This is a genomic window from Rhodospirillum sp. A1_3_36 (assembly GCF_047263945.1).
Lineage (GTDB): Bacteria > Pseudomonadota > Alphaproteobacteria > Rhodospirillales > Rhodospirillaceae > Rhodospirillum.
In genome coordinates, this window is the sequence record NZ_JBLAVB010000001.1 from 241,137 (window position 1) to 257,244 (window position 16,108).

The window sequence follows — 16,108 nt, forward strand, 5'->3', positions numbered from 1 at the left end:
CTGCCTTTTGCCATAATATCTTGTTGTTGCCTTCGCTTCTTCACCGGAGCAGAATCGTTTTGTCTGGTTGGTGGAACCAATGAAAGGACGTCAATCTTAGTGACGCGCCATACTTCAGACGGGGAGAGGGAGGGGATATGAGCAAGGAGGTTGCTATAGAAATCGCGCAATGCGCATTCCTGAGTCGGTTGGCTGCTTGCAGTAATGTGTCGGACTGTTGGGATGTGATGCGGGGGGAGTTCGAGGGACGAGGTATCCCCCATGTGTCCTATGGCGGGCTTTTTGCGCCCCATCATCGATCCGATGTCTCCAAGGAATCGGTCTATATGACCCATTTCAATGATGACTTCATTGGTCATTATGGAGCGGAGGATCATCTTCGCCATGATGTGGCGGTCCAATGGGCCTTTCGGTTCTCCACTCCCGTTTCGTGGCGGTCTTCTCGTTTGCTGAGTGCGCTGAATGAACGGCAGGCGCGGGTATTGCGTGATGGTGCTGAATTCGGCGTTCGCAATGGATTGAGTGTTCCCGTTCGTTTTGGGAGAGAATTGAGCCCAGGTGGTGTTTTTCTGGGGGCCACGGGTCTCAGTGACGGGGAATGGGAAGGCATTATTCGGGAACAGCAGGACTTACTGGTGGCCCTTTCCTTGACCTTCCATGAGGCGATGAGCCGTTTCCCTCTGTTTGCTGACCATATCAATCCCCACGATAAGGTCGTTCGCTTGACCCTGAGAGAGAGGGAGTGTCTGACTTGGGCCGCTCGCGGGTGCCAAGTGGGGGAGGTAGCCGACCGCCTTGGTGTGGCTGATCGGACGGCAGAGCATCATTTGGCTTCGGCCCGATCGAAGTTGCGGGCGCGGACGACGGCACAAGCCGTGGCCAGGGCACTCGCCATGGGGTTGCTTTATGACGGGGTTGACGGCTTCACTCCGGTGGACAGCATGTGGGAATCCGCAATTCCAACATTCTCCTGACCCCTATATGCTTCTTTCCATGATGCGGATCGCGATGCGAGCTCATCAAGACTGTACTCTCAGTCGTCCCATGATGACTCTAGAGGTCGCTTCGGCGGCCTCTTTTTTTTGGTCCTCCTCAGATTGGAATCCGGTTATTATGATTTCTTGCGCCACTTTGGCGCTATCCGTCTGGCGGTCGGTGAGCGAAGCTAGGCTGATATGCCGGTCAGAGCGATAAACGGCTAAGCGTTCTGGTGAATTCAGCGCGGAAGGGGCATTTTCCGTGAAGAGACGTTCATCGTCGCATCTGTTGAAAGGATAGGACGTGACCTTGGGTTGGAACGACGAGAAGGTGGAGCAGCTCAAGAAGCTGTGGGCGGAGGGCCTGACCACCGGTGAAATCGGCAAGGAACTGGGAGTCAGCAAGAATGCGGTGGTGGGCAAGGCCCATCGCCTGGGCTTGAAAGGGCGTCCCTCGCCCATTAAGCGAACGAAGAAGGAAGTGAAACCCGAGCCAAAAATCCGTTCCGTTGTTGACCTGTCGGCCCATACCTGCCGTTGGCCCATCGGAGACCCGCGGGAGCCGGGGTTTCATTTCTGTGGCAAGCCCTCCATTCCAGGTAAGCCCTATTGTTCCGAACATGCCTCCATCGCCTACGTCAGCTCCAACCGGTCGAGCAAGGATGAGGACGCGGCGTAGACGATGTTTTAACGGGGACACATGAAAACGGCGCCCCATTCAGAGGCGCCGTTTTCGTAAGGGGATTTGCTCTAAAGGTTGAAACCAAGGGGCGTTGGTTGAAACCCACGCCCCTTCTCTTGGGTTCAAACGCCAAGCGGGGTTTTCCGTGCCATAAGGCACTCTGGCCACTTGGCCGCTTCCAAGGAACGGTGAATCGAACCCATCGCTCCTTGGTATATGAGAGGCTATCCCTTTGTGGTTTCCTCGCAGGAGGCGATGATGGCCTCCATGTCCTCAATGCAGACCCCGCAACCGACACCCTGAAAATGATCGTAGATCTCGTCGGGAGTCCGCAGGTGTCGGGTGCGAACGGCTTCTTCTACCTTTTTTCTGGTCAATCCCCAACACTCGCAAATCTGTGACATCGGTGCATCCTTTTCCGTGGCTGATCGTCACGCCAGACTGTGAGGCGAAACAAAGGTCATGGGGGAGGTGAAAAACGCTATTGCAACTCACTATCATATGCAACTATAAACCATATGAAAAATGCGGAATAAGATTCCGTTTTCGAAAATCAGATTCTCAACGCAAAGGAGGGTCCGCATGTCAAGGCCAACAATTCAATCCACTCCCACGCCGTTCGACTCCGCAGATCGCCTGGTTGTTTCCCTGATTCGCCGTCGAGCTGCCGGGTGTGGCCTTTCGACCCTTGCCGCCTTAGTGGCAAAGGATGTCCCTCCGGGCACGGAAGAGGGGGTGGCAAAAGCGGTCTTCCCTTTGGTTGCCGCATTGGACGATGAACGGGGGCCTGAGGTTCAACTGCGGCCTGTTCCCTGTCGTCATATCGGTCCCGATGAACGGATCATTCTCCGGTTGCTATCGGTGCTACAGGCGGGAGATTTGGCCTCTGCCCACCCCTTTGCCGAGATATTGGTGCAGACTACGCGACGAGAGGCGCTGCTCTGCGCCGCAGAGCGTTTGGTCCAAGGCCTCACTCAGGCGGGCTTGCGCCTGATTCCCTCGGCACCCCCGCCGTCACCGATGGCGTGGTTTCCGACGGGAGTGAACGGCAGGATATAGGCAACAGCATGCCGGAAAAGAGAGTTTGAACAAAAGTTTGATGAAAACAAGAAAATAGAATCTTGATCTAGATCCTCATTCTAATCGTTTTGGTGTGATGGGAGAGTGAAATGCCGGCCCTTGGGATCTCGGGCATTTTCCCGCAAGATTCAGGACACATCCCTGACCCTTTGATCCCATCGGGTTGAAAGGAAGGAAGAACCGGGGCCTCAGGCCCCGGTGGGGTGCGGGGAAAAGCTCCGACGGGTTCCGTTTTTCAGGAGGGGAGAAGGGCAGGGCATCTATGGATCAATACAACCGAAGCAATCCGACCAGACGGCCTTGAATGCCCACCCGGTCCGGCCCGTAGATTTGAGTTTTGTAGCGGGTATTGGCCGGTTCCAGAGCGATGGAATCCTTCTTCCGACGTAAGCGCTTCAAAGTGGCCTCTTCGTTGTCGACCAGGGCGACGACGATGGTGCCGTTTTCCGCATTATCACAGCGCCGAATGATTGCCGTATCTCCGTCGAGAATTCCGGCTTCAACCATTGAATCCCCTTCGACGGTGAGGGCGAAATGATCACCGCCTGACACCAGTCCGGCAGGGACTTCCACGAAATTGGAGGGGTCTGTCAGGGCATTGATTGGCGTACCTGCAGCGATCTTTCCAAGAAGAGGGAGGGAAATGGCCTGTGCGGTCATGGCCTCGCTCACATGGGCAGCCGGCAAGCTGGGGACAAAGTTTCCGGTGATCACCTGCAGGTTCGGCTCCCGCTCCTTGCCCGCGAGCTCGGGGCGGGGGATGGGAGCAGGCATCCCGTCTTCATTGGCGACATCAAGGCCGGGTTCAGTCCCGTCGGTGGTCAAGTTTTCCGGTAGACGGATGACTTCCAGCGCCCGGGCCCGGTGGGGCAGGCGCCGCAGGAATCCCCGTTCCTCAAGCCCTTTGATCAACCGGTGAATGCCTGACTTGGATTTGAGCTCCAGAGCATCCTTCATTTCGTCGAAGGAGGGGGAGACGCCGTTTTCCCGAAGGCTTTTATCGATAAAGGTCAGCAGAAGAAATTGCTTACGCGTTAACATGGCCCAACACCCCCGCGCGCCACACCCAGTGCCGGGGCGCGCTCCAAAGTTCATCCACGGGACCGAAGGGGGATCCGACGAATCCAGGATTCATCCCAAAGCAACGGGAGAACCAAACGTGAATATCCGTTAAAGGTTCTACTTTAGTTCTTTTGGAGAATCAAGGCAGGAAGGGGGCGGGCTGTCATTTTGGCCAGGGTACACGACAGTGTCTCGTCCTTTTTAGGCGATTGCCCAAGCCCATTTTGGGGAAAATGCCCCGAAACCCTCCATTTCTTTTAAAAACAAGAACCGGGGTCTGGGGCCTCTCGGCCCCAGTGGGGGAGGGCCCGTCACTGTCGCATACACAGTGCGTTTTGGCCTAAAATGGCGCGCCGATCAGGGCGCGTGTAGCCATTCCTACGTCTGGTTGACGCATTAAATGCTCACCGATCAGGAAGCGCTGGGCGCCGACCCTGGCCATGCGGTTCAGATCGTTCCGGGTCCGCAGTCCGCTCTCGCTGACCAGGACGCGCCCTTTGGGCAGCCTACCGGCAAGACGTTCGGTGGTCGAGATATCGGTCACCAGGGTCTTGAGGTTTCGGTTGTTCACACCGATCAAAGGGGTTTTCAGGCAGGCGAGCGCCCGTTCCAGTTCCGTCTCGTCGTGGACCTCTGCAAGGACATCCATGCCCAATTCGATGGCCTTGGCTTCCATTTCGGCGGCCAGAGAGTCCTCCAGACAAGCAAGGATCAACAGAATACAATCTGCCCCCATGGCCCGGGCCTCGGTGATCTGCCAGGGGTCGATCATGAAATCCTTGCGCAGGATGGGCAGGGAGACGGCGGCCCTGGCTTGGGCCAGGAAGTCGGCGTGGCCCTGGAAATAGGGACCGTCTGTCAAGACGGAGAGGCAGCTGGCGCCCGCAGCCGCGTAGGCTTGGGCGAGGGTGGCTGGATCGAAATTGGGCCGGATCACACCCGCCGAAGGGCTGGCTTTTTTGATTTCGGCAATGAGCCCATAGCGTCCAGCGGCTACGGTGGTGGACAAGGCCTTGGCGAAGCCGCGGGGCGGCTCAGCGGTCTTGGCGTGGTCCAGTAGGGCGTTTTCCGGCTCGATGGCCTTGCGGCGGGCCACCTCCTCGGCGGTGGTGGCGCAGATCTTCTTGAGGATATCGTTCACGTTAGGGGTTCGCATTTTCATTGGTGATGGCCACCAGTTTGGCCAGGGTGGCCTTGGCGGCACCGGAATCGATGGCTTCCTGGGCAAGGGTCGCACCGCCTTCGAGGGTCGTGGCCTTGCTGGCGACGACCAGGGCAGCGGCGGTGTTGAGAACAACGATATCCCGGTAGGCTCCGGGTGCGCCGTCAAGCATGGCCCGGATGGCTTGGGCGTTTTCTTCAGGTGTGCCGCCCTTGAGGTCGTCGGGTTTGGCGCGGGGGAGGCCCGCGTCTTCCGGCGTGATGGTGAACTCATGAACCACGCCGCCCCGGAATTCCGCCACCATGGTTGGGCCCGTTGTCGTGATCTCATCCAGCCCGTCGGAGCCATGCACCACCCAAGCCCGTTCCGCACCCAGGCGGCCTAGAACCTCGGCCAAAGGCTCCACCCATTGGGCGGAGAATACACCCATCAGTTCCAGTTTGGCATTCGCTGGATTGGCCAGGGGACCAAGCAGGTTGAAGATCGTCCGGGTGGCCAATTCTCCTCGAACCGGGGCCACATACTTCATGGCACTATGGTGGCGTTGGGCGAACATGAAGCCGATTCCGGCTTCGGAGATGGCCTTCTCCACCTGGGCGAGGGGGGCGTCCAGATTCAGGCCCAGGGAGGCGAGTACATCGGCCGATCCACTTTTGGACGAAGCCGCGCGGTTGCCATGTTTGGCCACAGGCAACCCGCAGGCAGCGGTGACGATGGAGGCGCCGGTTGAAATGTTGAAGGTACCCGAGGCGTCTCCCCCCGTGCCGACGATGTCGATGGCCCCCTCCGGTGCCCGAATGCGGGCGGCTTTGGCGCGCATGATGCGGGCCGCAGCGGTGATCTCCTCCACCGTTTCCCCCCGTACCCGCAAGGCCATGAGGAAACCGCCGATCTGGGCGGGGGTGGCGTCGCCGGACATGATGGCCTCGAAGGCCCGGGTGGCGTCGGCTTCGGACAGGGGCCGCCCGGTGGCGGCCATGCCGATGAGCATCTTCATGTCGATCGCATCGGGCGAGGCGGTCATGGGGTGGTGGCTCCCTTGGTGAGGGTGAGGAAATTGCGCAACAGATCGTGGCCGCCCTGGGTCTCGATGCTTTCCGGATGGAACTGCACCCCCTGAATGGGCAGGGTCTTATGGCCGAGGCCCATGATCAGGCCATCGTCGGTCCAAGCAGTGACCTCGAGACAGTCGGGCAGATCGTCGCGTCGGACGATCAGCGAGTGGTAGCGGGTAGCCAGAAAGGGGGAGGGGAGACCTGCGAACACGCCTTTGCCCTCGTGGATCATCGGGCTGACCTTGCCGTGCATGGGAGCGGGACCCCGGGTCACGGTGCCGCCGAAGGATTGACCGATGGTCTGGTGGCCCAGGCAGACACCGAACAGGGGCAGGCGGGCGGTGGCGGCCTTGGCAACCAACTCCAGGCAGATACCCGCCTGATCGGGATCGCAGGGGCCAGGGGACAGGATGATCCCCTCAGGCTTCAGGGCCAGGGCATCGTCTGCGGTCAAGGCATCGTTGCGCCGCACCTCGACCTCGGCGCCCAGTTCTCCCAGGTAGTGCCATAGATTGTAGGTGAAGCTGTCGTAGTTATCGATCAGCAAGAACATTTACGTTACCCGGGTCTGGACAGTAAGGTGAGGTCACCGGCGACGGCGGTGGGCCGCAAGAGTGCCGGGCCGGGCGGATCGGGTCAAGCACGGCTTACGAACTCTCGCAAGGGAGGGTCCCCATTTTGGGGGTTCTCTTCTCAACCCGAGATTACTTATATGGGGTGCAAGATACAGATTTTTCTCACAAATAGGGAACCCTGGCCATGACTGCCCTTGGCAAGACAGGGCCGACTGTAGAGGCTCCGAAGGCCCAAAGTGCCACAGACGAAGTTGAACTGGCGATCACCGGTATGACCTGCGCATCCTGTTCCACGAGGTTGGAGCGGGTGTTGGGCAGGGTCTCCGGCGTCGAGACGTCCAGTGTCAATCTGGCGACAGAGAAGGCGCGGGTGAGGATCTCCGGCGGCTTGGGCCGGGCCGACGATCTGATTGCCGCAGTCAACAAGGCTGGATTTGGCGCGGAGCCCGTCACAGCAGACCGCCCGGCCCTTCAGGGCCACGATGCCCGGGGCGACCGGGCGGAAATGCTGCTTTTTACCCTCGCCGCTGTCCTGACCCTGCCCCTGATCTGGGACATGGTGGCCCATATGACCGGCCTGCCGGGGAGAATTTCCCCCCTATGGCAATTGGTGCTGGCTACGCCGGTCCAGTTCGTTGCCGGTGCCCGATTCTATCGGGGCGCCTGGGTGACTCTGAAGGCCGGGGCCGGCAACATGGATAGCTTGGTGGCGCTCGGTTCTTCGGCGGCTTACGGATTGTCGCTTTGGCGGGTGGCTCTGGGGGATCCGGCTGATGGCCTCTATTTCGAGGGGGCGGCTGTGGTTATCACTTTGGTAATGCTCGGCAAATGGCTGGAAGCCCGGGCCAAGGGGTCGGCGGCTTCGGCCATTCGTGCGCTCATGCGCCTGCGTCCCGACATTGCCCACCGCGAGGTCGAGGGAGTGGTCGAGGATGTGGCCGTGGACCGCCTCTCCCTTGGGGATGTGGTTCTGGTGCGTCCCGGCGAGAGTCTGCCCGTGGACGGCGATGTGGTCGAGGGCCGCACAGAGGTGGACGAAAGTTTGGTAACCGGCGAAAGCCTGCCCGTGACCCGGGAACCGGGAGACCGGGTGATCGGCGGCTCGGTCAACGCCGATGGCCTGATCCGGGTCCAGGTGACGGCGCTTGGCAAGGACGCCACCCTGTCCCGCATTATCCGCATGGTGGAGACCGCCCAAGCCAGCAAGGCGCCGGTCCAGTTGATGGTGGACAAAGTCGCTGCGGTTTTTGTGCCCGCCGTTGTGTTCTTGGCGGTGCTGGCCTTCCTCGGCTGGTGGTTGATCGGGGGAGAGATGGAAACAGCCATCGTTGCGGGGATATCCGTTCTGGTGGTGGCTTGCCCTTGCGCGCTCGGTCTGGCGACCCCGACGGCCATCATGGTGGGAACCGGTGTGGCCGCGCGTCTTGGCATCTTGGTGAAGGATGCCGCTGCCCTGGAGCAAGCCCACCATTGCACGACGATTGCCTTCGATAAAACCGGCACCCTGACCCAGGGGCGTCCTGCCGTCACGGGCGTTGTCCCGGCGGAAGGCGCACCAGGCGAGGACGGATTGCTTGCCCTGGCCGCTGCGGCGCAGGGGGGCAGTGGTCATCCCCTGGCCCATGCCCTGCGCTTCGCCGCAGAGGAACGGGAGTTGACGCTTCCGGCGTTCACCGACTTTCAATCCATTGCGGGCAAGGGCATCACCGCGCGTGTCGAGGGGCGATCCCTGGTGATTGGCAGTCGCCGCCTTTTGGACGAAGCCGGGATCGCTCTTGAGAGCCTGGAGGACGAGGCTGCGCGGATCGAGGGAGAGGGGGCCTCTGTGGTGTGGATGGGAGACGCCGGAACCAAAACGCTCCTCGGCCTCTTCGCCATCGCCGACCCCGTCCGTGCGTCTGCCAAGGCGGCTGTGGCCTCCCTGAAGGCCATGGGCGTGACGCCCGTGATGCTCACCGGTGATGCGGAGCGCGTTGCCAGAGCCGTGGCGGCCAAGGTCGGCATTGAGGATATCCGGGCCGAGGTCCTGCCCGACCACAAGGCCGATGCGGTTGCCACCCTGCGGAGTGAGGGGAAGGTCGTTGCCATGGTGGGCGATGGCGTGAACGATGCCCCCGCCTTGGCTGCTGCAGATGTGGGGATCGCCATGGGGACGGGAACGGATGTGGCCATGGAGACGGCGGGCATTACGTTGATGCGTGGCGATCCGGCCTTGCTTCCCTGGGCGCTGGGCCTGTCCAAGGCCACCCATGCGAAGATCCGTCAGAACCTCTTCTGGGCCTTCGTCTATAACACCATCGCTTTGCCGCTCGCGGCGCTCGGTCTGCTTAACCCAATGATCGCAGGGGCTGCCATGGCCATGTCCAGCGTCTCCGTGGTGGGCAGTTCCCTGCTGCTGCGCCGGTGGCGTCCCACCATGGATCCCTTGGGAGCGTCTGCAGGTGCTGAATAGGGGCCAAAATGCGGGACTTCTCGACCGCTTCGCTCTGTTCGTCTCCCGCCTTTCGCCCCGGGCGCTGCTCTTGCTCGCGGTGGGAACCCTGGTGGTGGGGGTGGTCCTGGGGGTGGTCCTGGGTCTTCAATTCGGTGGGACCGCGAGTCCTCCCACGGTGGTGGGCGACGATGGCCGGGATGCCGGTCCGATCGATCCCGGTTCGACGGTGGACTTGAAAGGTTACCCTGGACGCCCGGAGAATCCGAACCAGTACAGGCCGCCGCCCCTGCCGCGCCCGGGCCTGCCGCCGCCCCTCGACCCCATGCCGAAATCTCTGGCCCAGGACGATCCGCAGCAGGGGCATCCTCCCGATCTGGCCTCCGATCCTCTCTCTCCCCAAGCCATTACAGACGATGGGCCACCCGCCATCCGGGAGGACTCCGCTGTAGTTCAGGCCGCGGCCCTGCCCAAGGAGTTTCAGGATCTGTTACGCGGCGATGGCCCGGGCTACGTGATGGAAGAGAAGCTGCCGGAAGACACCTATATCCACGAACCGGAGAAAGCTGCTCCCGTTGCCCTACCCGAAGATCTGACCTTCCCTGAACCGGATCAGACCGTTGATGGCCCCCCCTGGAAGCGCTATGCCCTGGTCGTGCCGCCAACCAGTGGGCCGGTGGTCGCCGTGGTCATCGATGACATGGGGCTGGACCGCAAACGTACGGAGAAGGCCCGGGATTTACCGGGACCGCTGACCTTGGCTTACCTTGCTTATGCCCCGGATCTGGTCGATCAGATGCGGTCTGGGCGCCGCTCAGGGCACGAAATCTTGATGCATATGCCCATGGAGCCCTTGAACGGCAAGATCAACCCGGGACCGGACGCCCTGCGGGTGGGACTGAGCGACGCGGAGATCCTGGCCCGCCTACGCCGCAATTTGGATAAAGGCGCGGAGTTCGTTGGCATCAACAACCATATGGGCAGCCGATTCACCGCAGACACCCGGGGCATGTCCCTGGTTATGGGGGAGTTGAAGAAGCGGGGATTGCTCTGGCTGGATTCCATGACCGCAGCCAACTCCGTGGGGCTGCCGGTCGCCGCCATGGCGCAGGTACCCCGGGTTGGACGGAACGTCTTTTTGGATAATGTGCCGGAAAAGGACGCGGTTTTGCGCCAATTGGCAAAGCTGGAGGAGACCGCCAAGGCCCATGGGATGGCCGTCGGCATCGGTCACCCCAAGGATGCGACCATTGCTGCCTTGCGGGTCTGGCTCCCCAGCTTGAGGCGCAAGGGCATCACCCTGGTACCCATTTCCTCGCTGGTGAAAACCGGTGGGGGAACCCTGGTCGGTGGACTGTGAAGGGACCGACCCACTGCACTCTACAAAAGGGGAATCACTGATATGGCGAAGGTTTACAAGGTCGGTGGAATGACGTGCGGCGGCTGCGCCAGTTCCGTGGAAAAGGCTATCAAGGCCGTTCAGGCTGATGCGACGGTGTCCGTGGATCTCGCTACGGGAAACGTTACCGTAGACGGTCTGGATGATGATATCGCAGTCGAAAAGGCTGTCGACGACGCTGGGTTCGACTTTAACGGGGTGGCAGCCTAGGGTATTCCGAGGCCAAGTTGGGTCGCTTTGCGACCCAACTTGGCCTCGAAGATACTCAAAAACTTATCGAAGGAGAGGGAAACGGAGCCAGCTTGACTCAAGCTGATCCCGTTTCACACCTAGCCTCGCAGGATGCTCTTCCCGGCGTACACGGCGCAGGGACCCAGTTCTTCCTCGATGCGGATGAGCTGGTTGTACTTGGCCATGCGGTCGGAGCGGGACAGGGAGCCTGTCTTGATCTGGCCGCAGTTGGTCGCTACCGCGATGTCGGCGATGGTGGCATCCTCGGTCTCACCGGAGCGGTGAGACAGGACGGAGGTGTAGCCCGCGCGGTGGGCCATTTCAACGGCTTCCAGGGTCTCGGACAGGGATCCGATCTGGTTCACCTTGACCAGGATGGAATTGCAAATCCCGGCTTCGATGCCCCGGGACAGACGCTCGGGGTTGGTCACGAACAGGTCGTCGCCCACCAATTGGATCTTGCCGCCCAGTTCGTCGGTCAGAAGCTTCCAGCCGTCCCAATCGTCCTCGGCGCAGCCATCCTCGATAGAGAAAATGGGGTACTTGCCGCACAAATCGGCGTAGTACTTCACGATTCCCTCGGCGTCGAAAACTTTTCCTTCGCCCTTCAGGTTGTACTTGCCGTCCTTGAAGAACTCGGAAGACGCGGCGTCGAGGGCCAGCATGACGTCGTCGCCGGGCTTGTATCCGGCGACTTCGATGGCCTTCGTGATGAAGGACAGAGCTTCGTCGGCACTGCCCAAGTTCGGGGCAAAACCGCCCTCATCCCCGACATTGGTGTTGTGGCCCGCGTCCTTCAGTTGCTTCTTCAGGGCATGGAACACTTCGGAGCCCATGCGAATGCCATCGGCCACGGATCCGGCAGACACCGGAACGATCATGAATTCCTGAACGTCGATGGGGTTGTCGGCATGTTCACCGCCGTTGATGATGTTCATCATCGGCACCGGCAGGATGTGGGCGCGGGCGCCACCGATGTAGCGGTAAAGCGGCAGCTCGCATTCCTCGGCAGCGGCCTTGGCGCAGGCCAGGGAGACCCCGAGGATGGCGTTGGCCCCCAGGCGGGATTTGTTCGGGGTGCCGTCCAGGTCGATCATCACCTGGTCAAGGGTCATCTGATCGGTGGCATCCAGGCCGGACAGGGCGTTGTAGATCTCGCCATTGACGGCTTCAACGGCCTTCAGGACGCCCTTGCCCAGGAAGCGGCTTTTGTCGCCATCGCGCAGTTCGTGGGCTTCGTGAACGCCGGTCGATGCGCCCGAGGGCACGGCGGCGCGGCCAAAGGCGCCGCTGTCCAGCAGCACGTCCACTTCAACGGTGGGGTTGCCGCGTGAGTCCAGAATTTCGCGAGCGTGGATATCAATAATCTCGGCCACGATGGTCTCTCCTAGGTTAGATATAGAGAGGATGCTTCTTGGCGAAGGCATCCAGATCACGCATCAGCGCGATCAAGTCAGGCATGTCCCTCAGCGGGATCATGTTCGGACCATCGGACGGTGCGTTGTCCGGGTCCTCATGGGTTTCCATAAAAACGCCCGCCACGCCAACAGCCAGGGCGGCTCGGGCGATCACCGGGGCGAATTCCCGCTGCCCGCCGGAGGATCCCCCCTGGCCGCCGGGCTGCTGGACGGAATGGGTGGCATCAATGACGACGGGGCAACCGGTGTCCCGGGCCATGATGGGCAGGCCGCGCATGTCGGTCACCAGGGTGTTGTACCCGAAGGAGGATCCGCGCTCGGTCAGGACCACTCGGTCATTGCCACTTTCCAGCACCTTGGAGGCCACGTTCTTCATGTCCCAGGGGGCGAGGAACTGACCTTTTTTGATGTTGATCACCGCACCGGTCTCTGCGGCGGCGATCAACAGATCCGTTTGGCGGCAGAGGAATGCGGGAATCTGTAACACGTCCACAACCTTGGCCACGGGAAGGCATTGCTCCCGCTCATGGATGTCTGTGAGCACGGGGCAGCCCAGGCTGTCCTTGATCTCGGCGAAGACCGGCAGAGCCTTGTCCAGGCCCAGTCCGCGCCGACCGCCAAGACTGGTGCGGTTGGCCTTGTCGAAGGAGGTTTTGTAGATCAGCGGAACACCTGCCTCCCGGCACATCTCGACCAGGGCAGAGGCGGTTTCCAGGGCGTGGTCCCGGCTTTCCATCTGGCAGGGGCCGGCGATGAGGACGAAGGGCAGGTCCTGACCAAAGGTGACCTCGCCGACGGTGACATGGCGAGAAACGGGAGAGGGGGCCATGGATGGGGGTCCTCGTGATTGGGCGGCCCGGCGCCCGAGGACTCCCGCCCCCAGGCCGGGCCGGATGTCCTTAGACCAGACGGGATTGCGCGATGGCGGCCTGGATGAAGGAGGTGAACAGGGGGTGGGGGTTGAAGGGTTTGGATTTCAGCTCCGGATGGAACTGAACGCCAATGAACCAGGGATGGTCCGGAATTTCGACGATCTCCGGCAACACGCCATCCGGAGACAGGCCGGAGAACGCCAGCCCCGCTTCTTCCAACTGGTCCTTGTAGGCTACGTTGACTTCGTAGCGGTGCCGATGGCGCTCATGGATCACATCGGATCCGTAAATGTCGCGAACCTTGCTTAGGGCCTTCAGGTGGCATTCATAGGCGCCCAGGCGCATGGTTCCCCCCATGTCGTCATCAGCACTGCGGGAAACCCGCTGATTGCCCTTGACCCATTCGGTCATGACCCCGACCAACGGCACATCCGGCTTGCCGAATTCGCTGGAGCCGGCGCCGGGTAGGCCGCCCACATGGCGGGCATATTCGATCACGGCCATTTGCATGCCGAAGCAGATGCCGAAAAAGGGCACCTTGCGTTCCCGCGCAAAGCGAGCGGCTTTGATCTTGCCCTCGGATCCGCGCTCGCCGAACCCACCAGGTACGAGAATGCCGTTGACACCATCCAGGTAGTGAACCGCATCCTCGCGCTCGAAGATCTCGCTGTCGAGCCAAGTCAATTTGACTCGGACCGAATTGGCGATACCGCCGTGGACGAGGGCCTCGGCCAGGGATTTGTAACTGTCGATCAGGCTGGTGTACTTACCCACAACGGCGATCGTCACCTCGCCCTCCGGGTTGCGCACCCGGTTGACGATGTTGTGCCAGCGGCTGAGGTCCGGTTCTTGGGTCGACTCGAGATCGAAATACTTGCAGACCTGAACGTCCAGCCCCTGGGCATGGTAGCTGACAGGAACCTGATAGATGGTGTCCACGTCCAAAGCGGGGATGACCGCTTCCCGCCGCACATTACAGAACAGGGCGATCTTGTTGCGCTCGGCTTCGGGAATCGGACGGTCAGAGCGGCACATCAACAGGTCGGCCTGAATGCCGACGCTGAGCAATTCCTTCACCGAATGTTGGGTCGGCTTGGTTTTCAGCTCACCGGCGCTGGGGATATAGGGCAGCAGGGTCAGATGGATGATCATCGACTGCTCGGCGCCCATTTCGTTGCGCAACTGGCGAATGGCTTCCAGAAAAGGCAAGCTTTCGATGTCGCCCACGGTGCCACCGATCTCGCAGAGGATGAAGTCTTCTCCGTCCAGATCCTTGGTGGCGAATTCCTTGATGGCATCTGTCACATGGGGAATGACCTGGACGGTCTTGCCCAGATAATCGCCGCGCCGCTCCTTGGCGATGACGTCCGAATAGATTCGACCCGTGGTCACATTGTCGCTTCGGGTGGCGTGCACGCCTGTGAACCGTTCGTAGTGGCCCAGATCCAGGTCGGTCTCTGCCCCATCGTCGGTGACGAAGACCTCGCCGTGCTGAGTCGGGCTCATGGTGCCCGGATCCACATTGAGATAGGGATCGAGTTTGCGCAAACGAACCTTGAAGCCGCGCGCTTGCAAGCAGGCGCCCAAGGCCGCAGAGGCGAGGCCCTTGCCCAGAGAGGACACGACGCCGCCGGTGATGAAAATGAAACGAGTCATGGCCGTTTCGTGCCCACTTCTTAGAAGGAACAAATTAAAGGCGACCGCCGTTCCCTTTCCGGGATCGGCGGTCGGTACGCTAGAGGTGATCGCGTCCGTCCGACGCCCAAGCAAAACCTATTGCGAGACGGGGGCGCTTGGTTCCGCAGGTGGGGCGGGCTCAGCGTTCGGCGCGGCGGCGGGCTCGGAGCCCTCCGTCGGCGTGGCGGGAGCGGTGGCTCCGGGGATCGACGGATCGTCAAGGATAGTCGTCGTATCGCCCCGATCATGGGACGCAATAATGGCCAGAACCAGACTGGTTGTGAAGAAGGCTGCGGCCAGGATGCCCGTGGACTTGGTCAGCACGTTGCCGGCTTGGCGACCGGTCATGAAGCCTCCGCCTCCGCCGCCGCCACCGATTCCCAGGGCGCCGCCCTCGGACCGCTGAAGAAGGATCAGCGTGACCATCGCGATGGCGATGAGCAGATGGATGACGAGCAATACGGTAATCATGCTGTTCCAATGTCCCTAGGGACGTCCCCACGAAGCTGGGGAAACGCCCGTTCAAAGATGTCGATATGGACCGGGGCCTGGTGGAGAGTGACTCCGCCTCCCAATCCCTGGCGCCCTTTTAACGCTCCCCGATCCACTTGACCAGAGGGCAAGGCGAAAAAGGCGCGTTCGGGAATCAGTAAATGGGTTACGCCGAGGCTTCGGCGATGGCCCAGAAGTCTTCCGCCTTGAGGCTGGCGCCTCCGACCAGAGCTCCGTCCACATGGTCCAGGCCAAGCAGGTCCTTGGCATTGGAGGGCTTCACAGACCCGCCATAGAGGATGCGCATGGCCGCAGCCACATCGTTGCCCAAGGCCTTGGCGATTTCGTCGCGAATGGCGGCGTGAACCTTGGCGACATCGTCAACGGTGGGGGTTCGGCCCGTGCCAATGGCCCAAACCGGCTCATAGGCGACGACCACCTTGGCCGCGTCCGCGCCCTCGGGCATGGATCCAGCGATCTGCGACGCCACCACGTCAATGGTTTGGCCTGCGTCTTTCTGGGATTCGGTTTCCCCCACGCAGACCACTGCGACCAGATCAGCCGCCAGGGCGGCCTCGGCCTTGGCTTTGACGACGGCGTCTGTTTCGCCATGGTCGGCCCGGCGCTCGGAATGGCCGAGGATGACGAATTGACACCCTTGGTCGGCCAGCATGACCGGAGAAATGTCCCCTGTATGGGCTCCCTTCTCGGCCACATGGCAATCCTGGCCTCCTACGGCGACTCCCGACCCGGCCACCGCGCCAACGACGGTGGAGATCACCGTGAAGGGCGGGCAGATCAACATGTCAAAGCCGATTCCTCCGGCCTTGTTCACCCGTTGGGCGAGGTCCCGGGACAGGGCCTGGGCATCGGCTTTCAGGCCATTCATCTTCCAGTTTCCGGCGATCAGCGGGCGGCGGGTGGTCATGGAGCGATCTTCCCCTTCCTATGGGCGAACCATCCGGCCGCATGGGGCGGAGGACGCAGCGGGATAT

At 61.2% G+C, this 16,108-nt stretch carries 16 protein-coding genes; 6 read left to right on the forward strand and 10 right to left on the reverse strand.

Going from position 1 to position 16,108, the window contains the following annotated elements:
- Nucleotides 1-137 precede the first annotated feature (137 nt).
- Entirely contained in the window at nt 138-974 is an 837-nt protein-coding gene (locus ACLIRY_RS01015) for a helix-turn-helix transcriptional regulator (RefSeq protein WP_413203481.1), read from the forward strand.
- A gap of 313 nt (nt 975-1,287) precedes the next feature.
- Nucleotides 1,288-1,656: a GcrA family cell cycle regulator gene (locus ACLIRY_RS01020; RefSeq protein ID WP_413204172.1), complete on the forward strand. Its 369-nt coding sequence runs from the start codon at nt 1,288-1,290 to the stop codon at nt 1,654-1,656.
- 227 nt (nt 1,657-1,883) lie between these two features.
- On the opposite strand, the gene ACLIRY_RS01025 is transcribed toward ACLIRY_RS01020, so the two are convergent.
- On the reverse strand, nt 1,884-2,063 hold the full coding sequence (locus ACLIRY_RS01025) for a (2Fe-2S)-binding protein (RefSeq protein ID WP_413203482.1): 180 nt from the start codon (nt 2,061-2,063) through the stop codon (nt 1,884-1,886).
- Nucleotides 2,064-2,241: 178 nt separating this feature from the next.
- Here ACLIRY_RS01025 and ACLIRY_RS01030 point away from each other — a divergent pair, with 178 nt between their 5' ends.
- The gene (locus ACLIRY_RS01030; RefSeq protein WP_413203483.1) at nt 2,242-2,718 is read left to right on the forward strand and encodes a hypothetical protein; all 477 of its coding nucleotides are present in this window, start codon (nt 2,242-2,244) and stop codon (nt 2,716-2,718) included.
- Between the two features lie 288 nt (nt 2,719-3,006).
- On the opposite strand, the gene ACLIRY_RS01035 is transcribed toward ACLIRY_RS01030, so the two are convergent.
- The 4 genes from ACLIRY_RS01035 to ACLIRY_RS01050 form a co-directional block, all read right to left on the reverse strand.
- On the reverse strand, nt 3,007-3,780 hold the full coding sequence (locus ACLIRY_RS01035; RefSeq protein ID WP_413203484.1) for a LexA family protein: 774 nt from the start codon (nt 3,778-3,780) through the stop codon (nt 3,007-3,009).
- A 361-nt stretch (nt 3,781-4,141) separates the two neighbouring features.
- Nucleotides 4,142-4,942 carry an indole-3-glycerol phosphate synthase TrpC gene (gene trpC, locus ACLIRY_RS01040; RefSeq protein ID WP_413203485.1) on the reverse strand — a complete coding sequence of 267 codons (801 nt, stop codon included), beginning with the start codon at nt 4,940-4,942 and terminating at the stop codon, nt 4,142-4,144.
- 1 nt (nt 4,943) lies between these two features.
- Complete coding sequence (gene trpD, locus ACLIRY_RS01045; RefSeq protein ID WP_413203486.1) at nt 4,944-5,987, reverse strand: anthranilate phosphoribosyltransferase; 1,044 nt, start codon at nt 5,985-5,987, stop codon at nt 4,944-4,946.
- The gene (locus tag ACLIRY_RS01050; protein ID WP_413203487.1) at nt 5,984-6,571 is read right to left on the reverse strand and encodes an anthranilate synthase component II; all 588 of its coding nucleotides are present in this window, start codon (nt 6,569-6,571) and stop codon (nt 5,984-5,986) included. Before ACLIRY_RS01050 ends, trpD begins: the two co-directional genes overlap by 4 nt.
- A gap of 206 nt (nt 6,572-6,777) precedes the next feature.
- On the opposite strand from ACLIRY_RS01050, the gene ACLIRY_RS01055 reads away from it, so the two are divergent.
- From ACLIRY_RS01055 to ACLIRY_RS01065, 3 genes are read left to right on the forward strand one after another with little or no spacing between them, the layout of a single operon-like run.
- Entirely contained in the window at nt 6,778-9,045 is a 2,268-nt protein-coding gene (locus ACLIRY_RS01055; protein ID WP_413203488.1) for a heavy metal translocating P-type ATPase, read from the forward strand.
- Nucleotides 9,035-10,384 carry a divergent polysaccharide deacetylase family protein gene (locus ACLIRY_RS01060; RefSeq protein WP_413203489.1) on the forward strand — a complete coding sequence of 450 codons (1,350 nt, stop codon included), beginning with the start codon at nt 9,035-9,037 and terminating at the stop codon, nt 10,382-10,384. The genes ACLIRY_RS01055 and ACLIRY_RS01060 overlap by 11 nt, the downstream gene beginning before the upstream one ends.
- Before the next feature lie 42 nt (nt 10,385-10,426).
- Nucleotides 10,427-10,633: a heavy-metal-associated domain-containing protein gene (locus ACLIRY_RS01065; protein ID WP_413203490.1), complete on the forward strand. Its 207-nt coding sequence runs from the start codon at nt 10,427-10,429 to the stop codon at nt 10,631-10,633.
- 119 nt (nt 10,634-10,752) lie between these two features.
- Here the strand turns inward: ACLIRY_RS01065 and eno are convergent, their stop codons facing one another.
- The 5 genes from eno to tpiA form a co-directional block, all read right to left on the reverse strand.
- On the reverse strand, nt 10,753-12,030 hold the full coding sequence (gene eno, locus ACLIRY_RS01070; protein WP_413203491.1) for a phosphopyruvate hydratase: 1,278 nt from the start codon (nt 12,028-12,030) through the stop codon (nt 10,753-10,755).
- Between the two features lie 16 nt (nt 12,031-12,046).
- A complete protein-coding gene (gene kdsA, locus ACLIRY_RS01075; RefSeq protein WP_413203492.1) occupies nt 12,047-12,901 on the reverse strand; it encodes a 3-deoxy-8-phosphooctulonate synthase in 855 nt (284 codons plus the stop codon).
- Nucleotides 12,902-12,971: 70 nt separating this feature from the next.
- On the reverse strand, nt 12,972-14,600 hold the full coding sequence (locus tag ACLIRY_RS01080; protein WP_413203493.1) for a CTP synthase: 1,629 nt from the start codon (nt 14,598-14,600) through the stop codon (nt 12,972-12,974).
- Nucleotides 14,601-14,717: 117 nt separating this feature from the next.
- Nucleotides 14,718-15,092: a preprotein translocase subunit SecG gene (secG, locus tag ACLIRY_RS01085; protein WP_413203494.1), complete on the reverse strand. Its 375-nt coding sequence runs from the start codon at nt 15,090-15,092 to the stop codon at nt 14,718-14,720.
- 187 nt (nt 15,093-15,279) lie between these two features.
- On the reverse strand, nt 15,280-16,041 hold the full coding sequence (gene tpiA, locus ACLIRY_RS01090; protein ID WP_413203495.1) for a triose-phosphate isomerase: 762 nt from the start codon (nt 16,039-16,041) through the stop codon (nt 15,280-15,282).
- Between the last annotated feature and the right edge of the window lie 67 nt (nt 16,042-16,108).

What these genes read in the sequence shown, in the direction of transcription:
- ACLIRY_RS01015 (WP_413203481.1), top strand. Translation starts at nt 138, where the DNA reads ATGAGCAAGGAGGTTGCTATAGAAATCGCGCAATGCGCATTCCTGAGT.
- ACLIRY_RS01025 (WP_413203482.1), bottom strand. Translation starts at nt 2,063, where the DNA reads ATGTCACAGATTTGCGAGTGTTGGGGATTGACCAGAAAAAAGGTAGAA.
- ACLIRY_RS01030 (WP_413203483.1), top strand. Translation starts at nt 2,242, where the DNA reads ATGTCAAGGCCAACAATTCAATCCACTCCCACGCCGTTCGACTCCGCA.
- ACLIRY_RS01035 (WP_413203484.1), bottom strand. Translation starts at nt 3,780, where the DNA reads ATGTTAACGCGTAAGCAATTTCTTCTGCTGACCTTTATCGATAAAAGC.
- trpD (WP_413203486.1), bottom strand. Translation starts at nt 5,987, where the DNA reads ATGACCGCCTCGCCCGATGCGATCGACATGAAGATGCTCATCGGCATG.
- ACLIRY_RS01050 (WP_413203487.1), bottom strand. Translation starts at nt 6,571, where the DNA reads ATGTTCTTGCTGATCGATAACTACGACAGCTTCACCTACAATCTATGG.
- ACLIRY_RS01055 (WP_413203488.1), top strand. Translation starts at nt 6,778, where the DNA reads ATGACTGCCCTTGGCAAGACAGGGCCGACTGTAGAGGCTCCGAAGGCC.
- ACLIRY_RS01065 (WP_413203490.1), top strand. Translation starts at nt 10,427, where the DNA reads ATGGCGAAGGTTTACAAGGTCGGTGGAATGACGTGCGGCGGCTGCGCC.
- kdsA (WP_413203492.1), bottom strand. Translation starts at nt 12,901, where the DNA reads ATGGCCCCCTCTCCCGTTTCTCGCCATGTCACCGTCGGCGAGGTCACC.
- ACLIRY_RS01080 (WP_413203493.1), bottom strand. Translation starts at nt 14,600, where the DNA reads ATGACTCGTTTCATTTTCATCACCGGCGGCGTCGTGTCCTCTCTGGGC.
- secG (WP_413203494.1), bottom strand. Translation starts at nt 15,092, where the DNA reads ATGATTACCGTATTGCTCGTCATCCATCTGCTCATCGCCATCGCGATG.
- tpiA (WP_413203495.1), bottom strand. Translation starts at nt 16,041, where the DNA reads ATGACCACCCGCCGCCCGCTGATCGCCGGAAACTGGAAGATGAATGGC.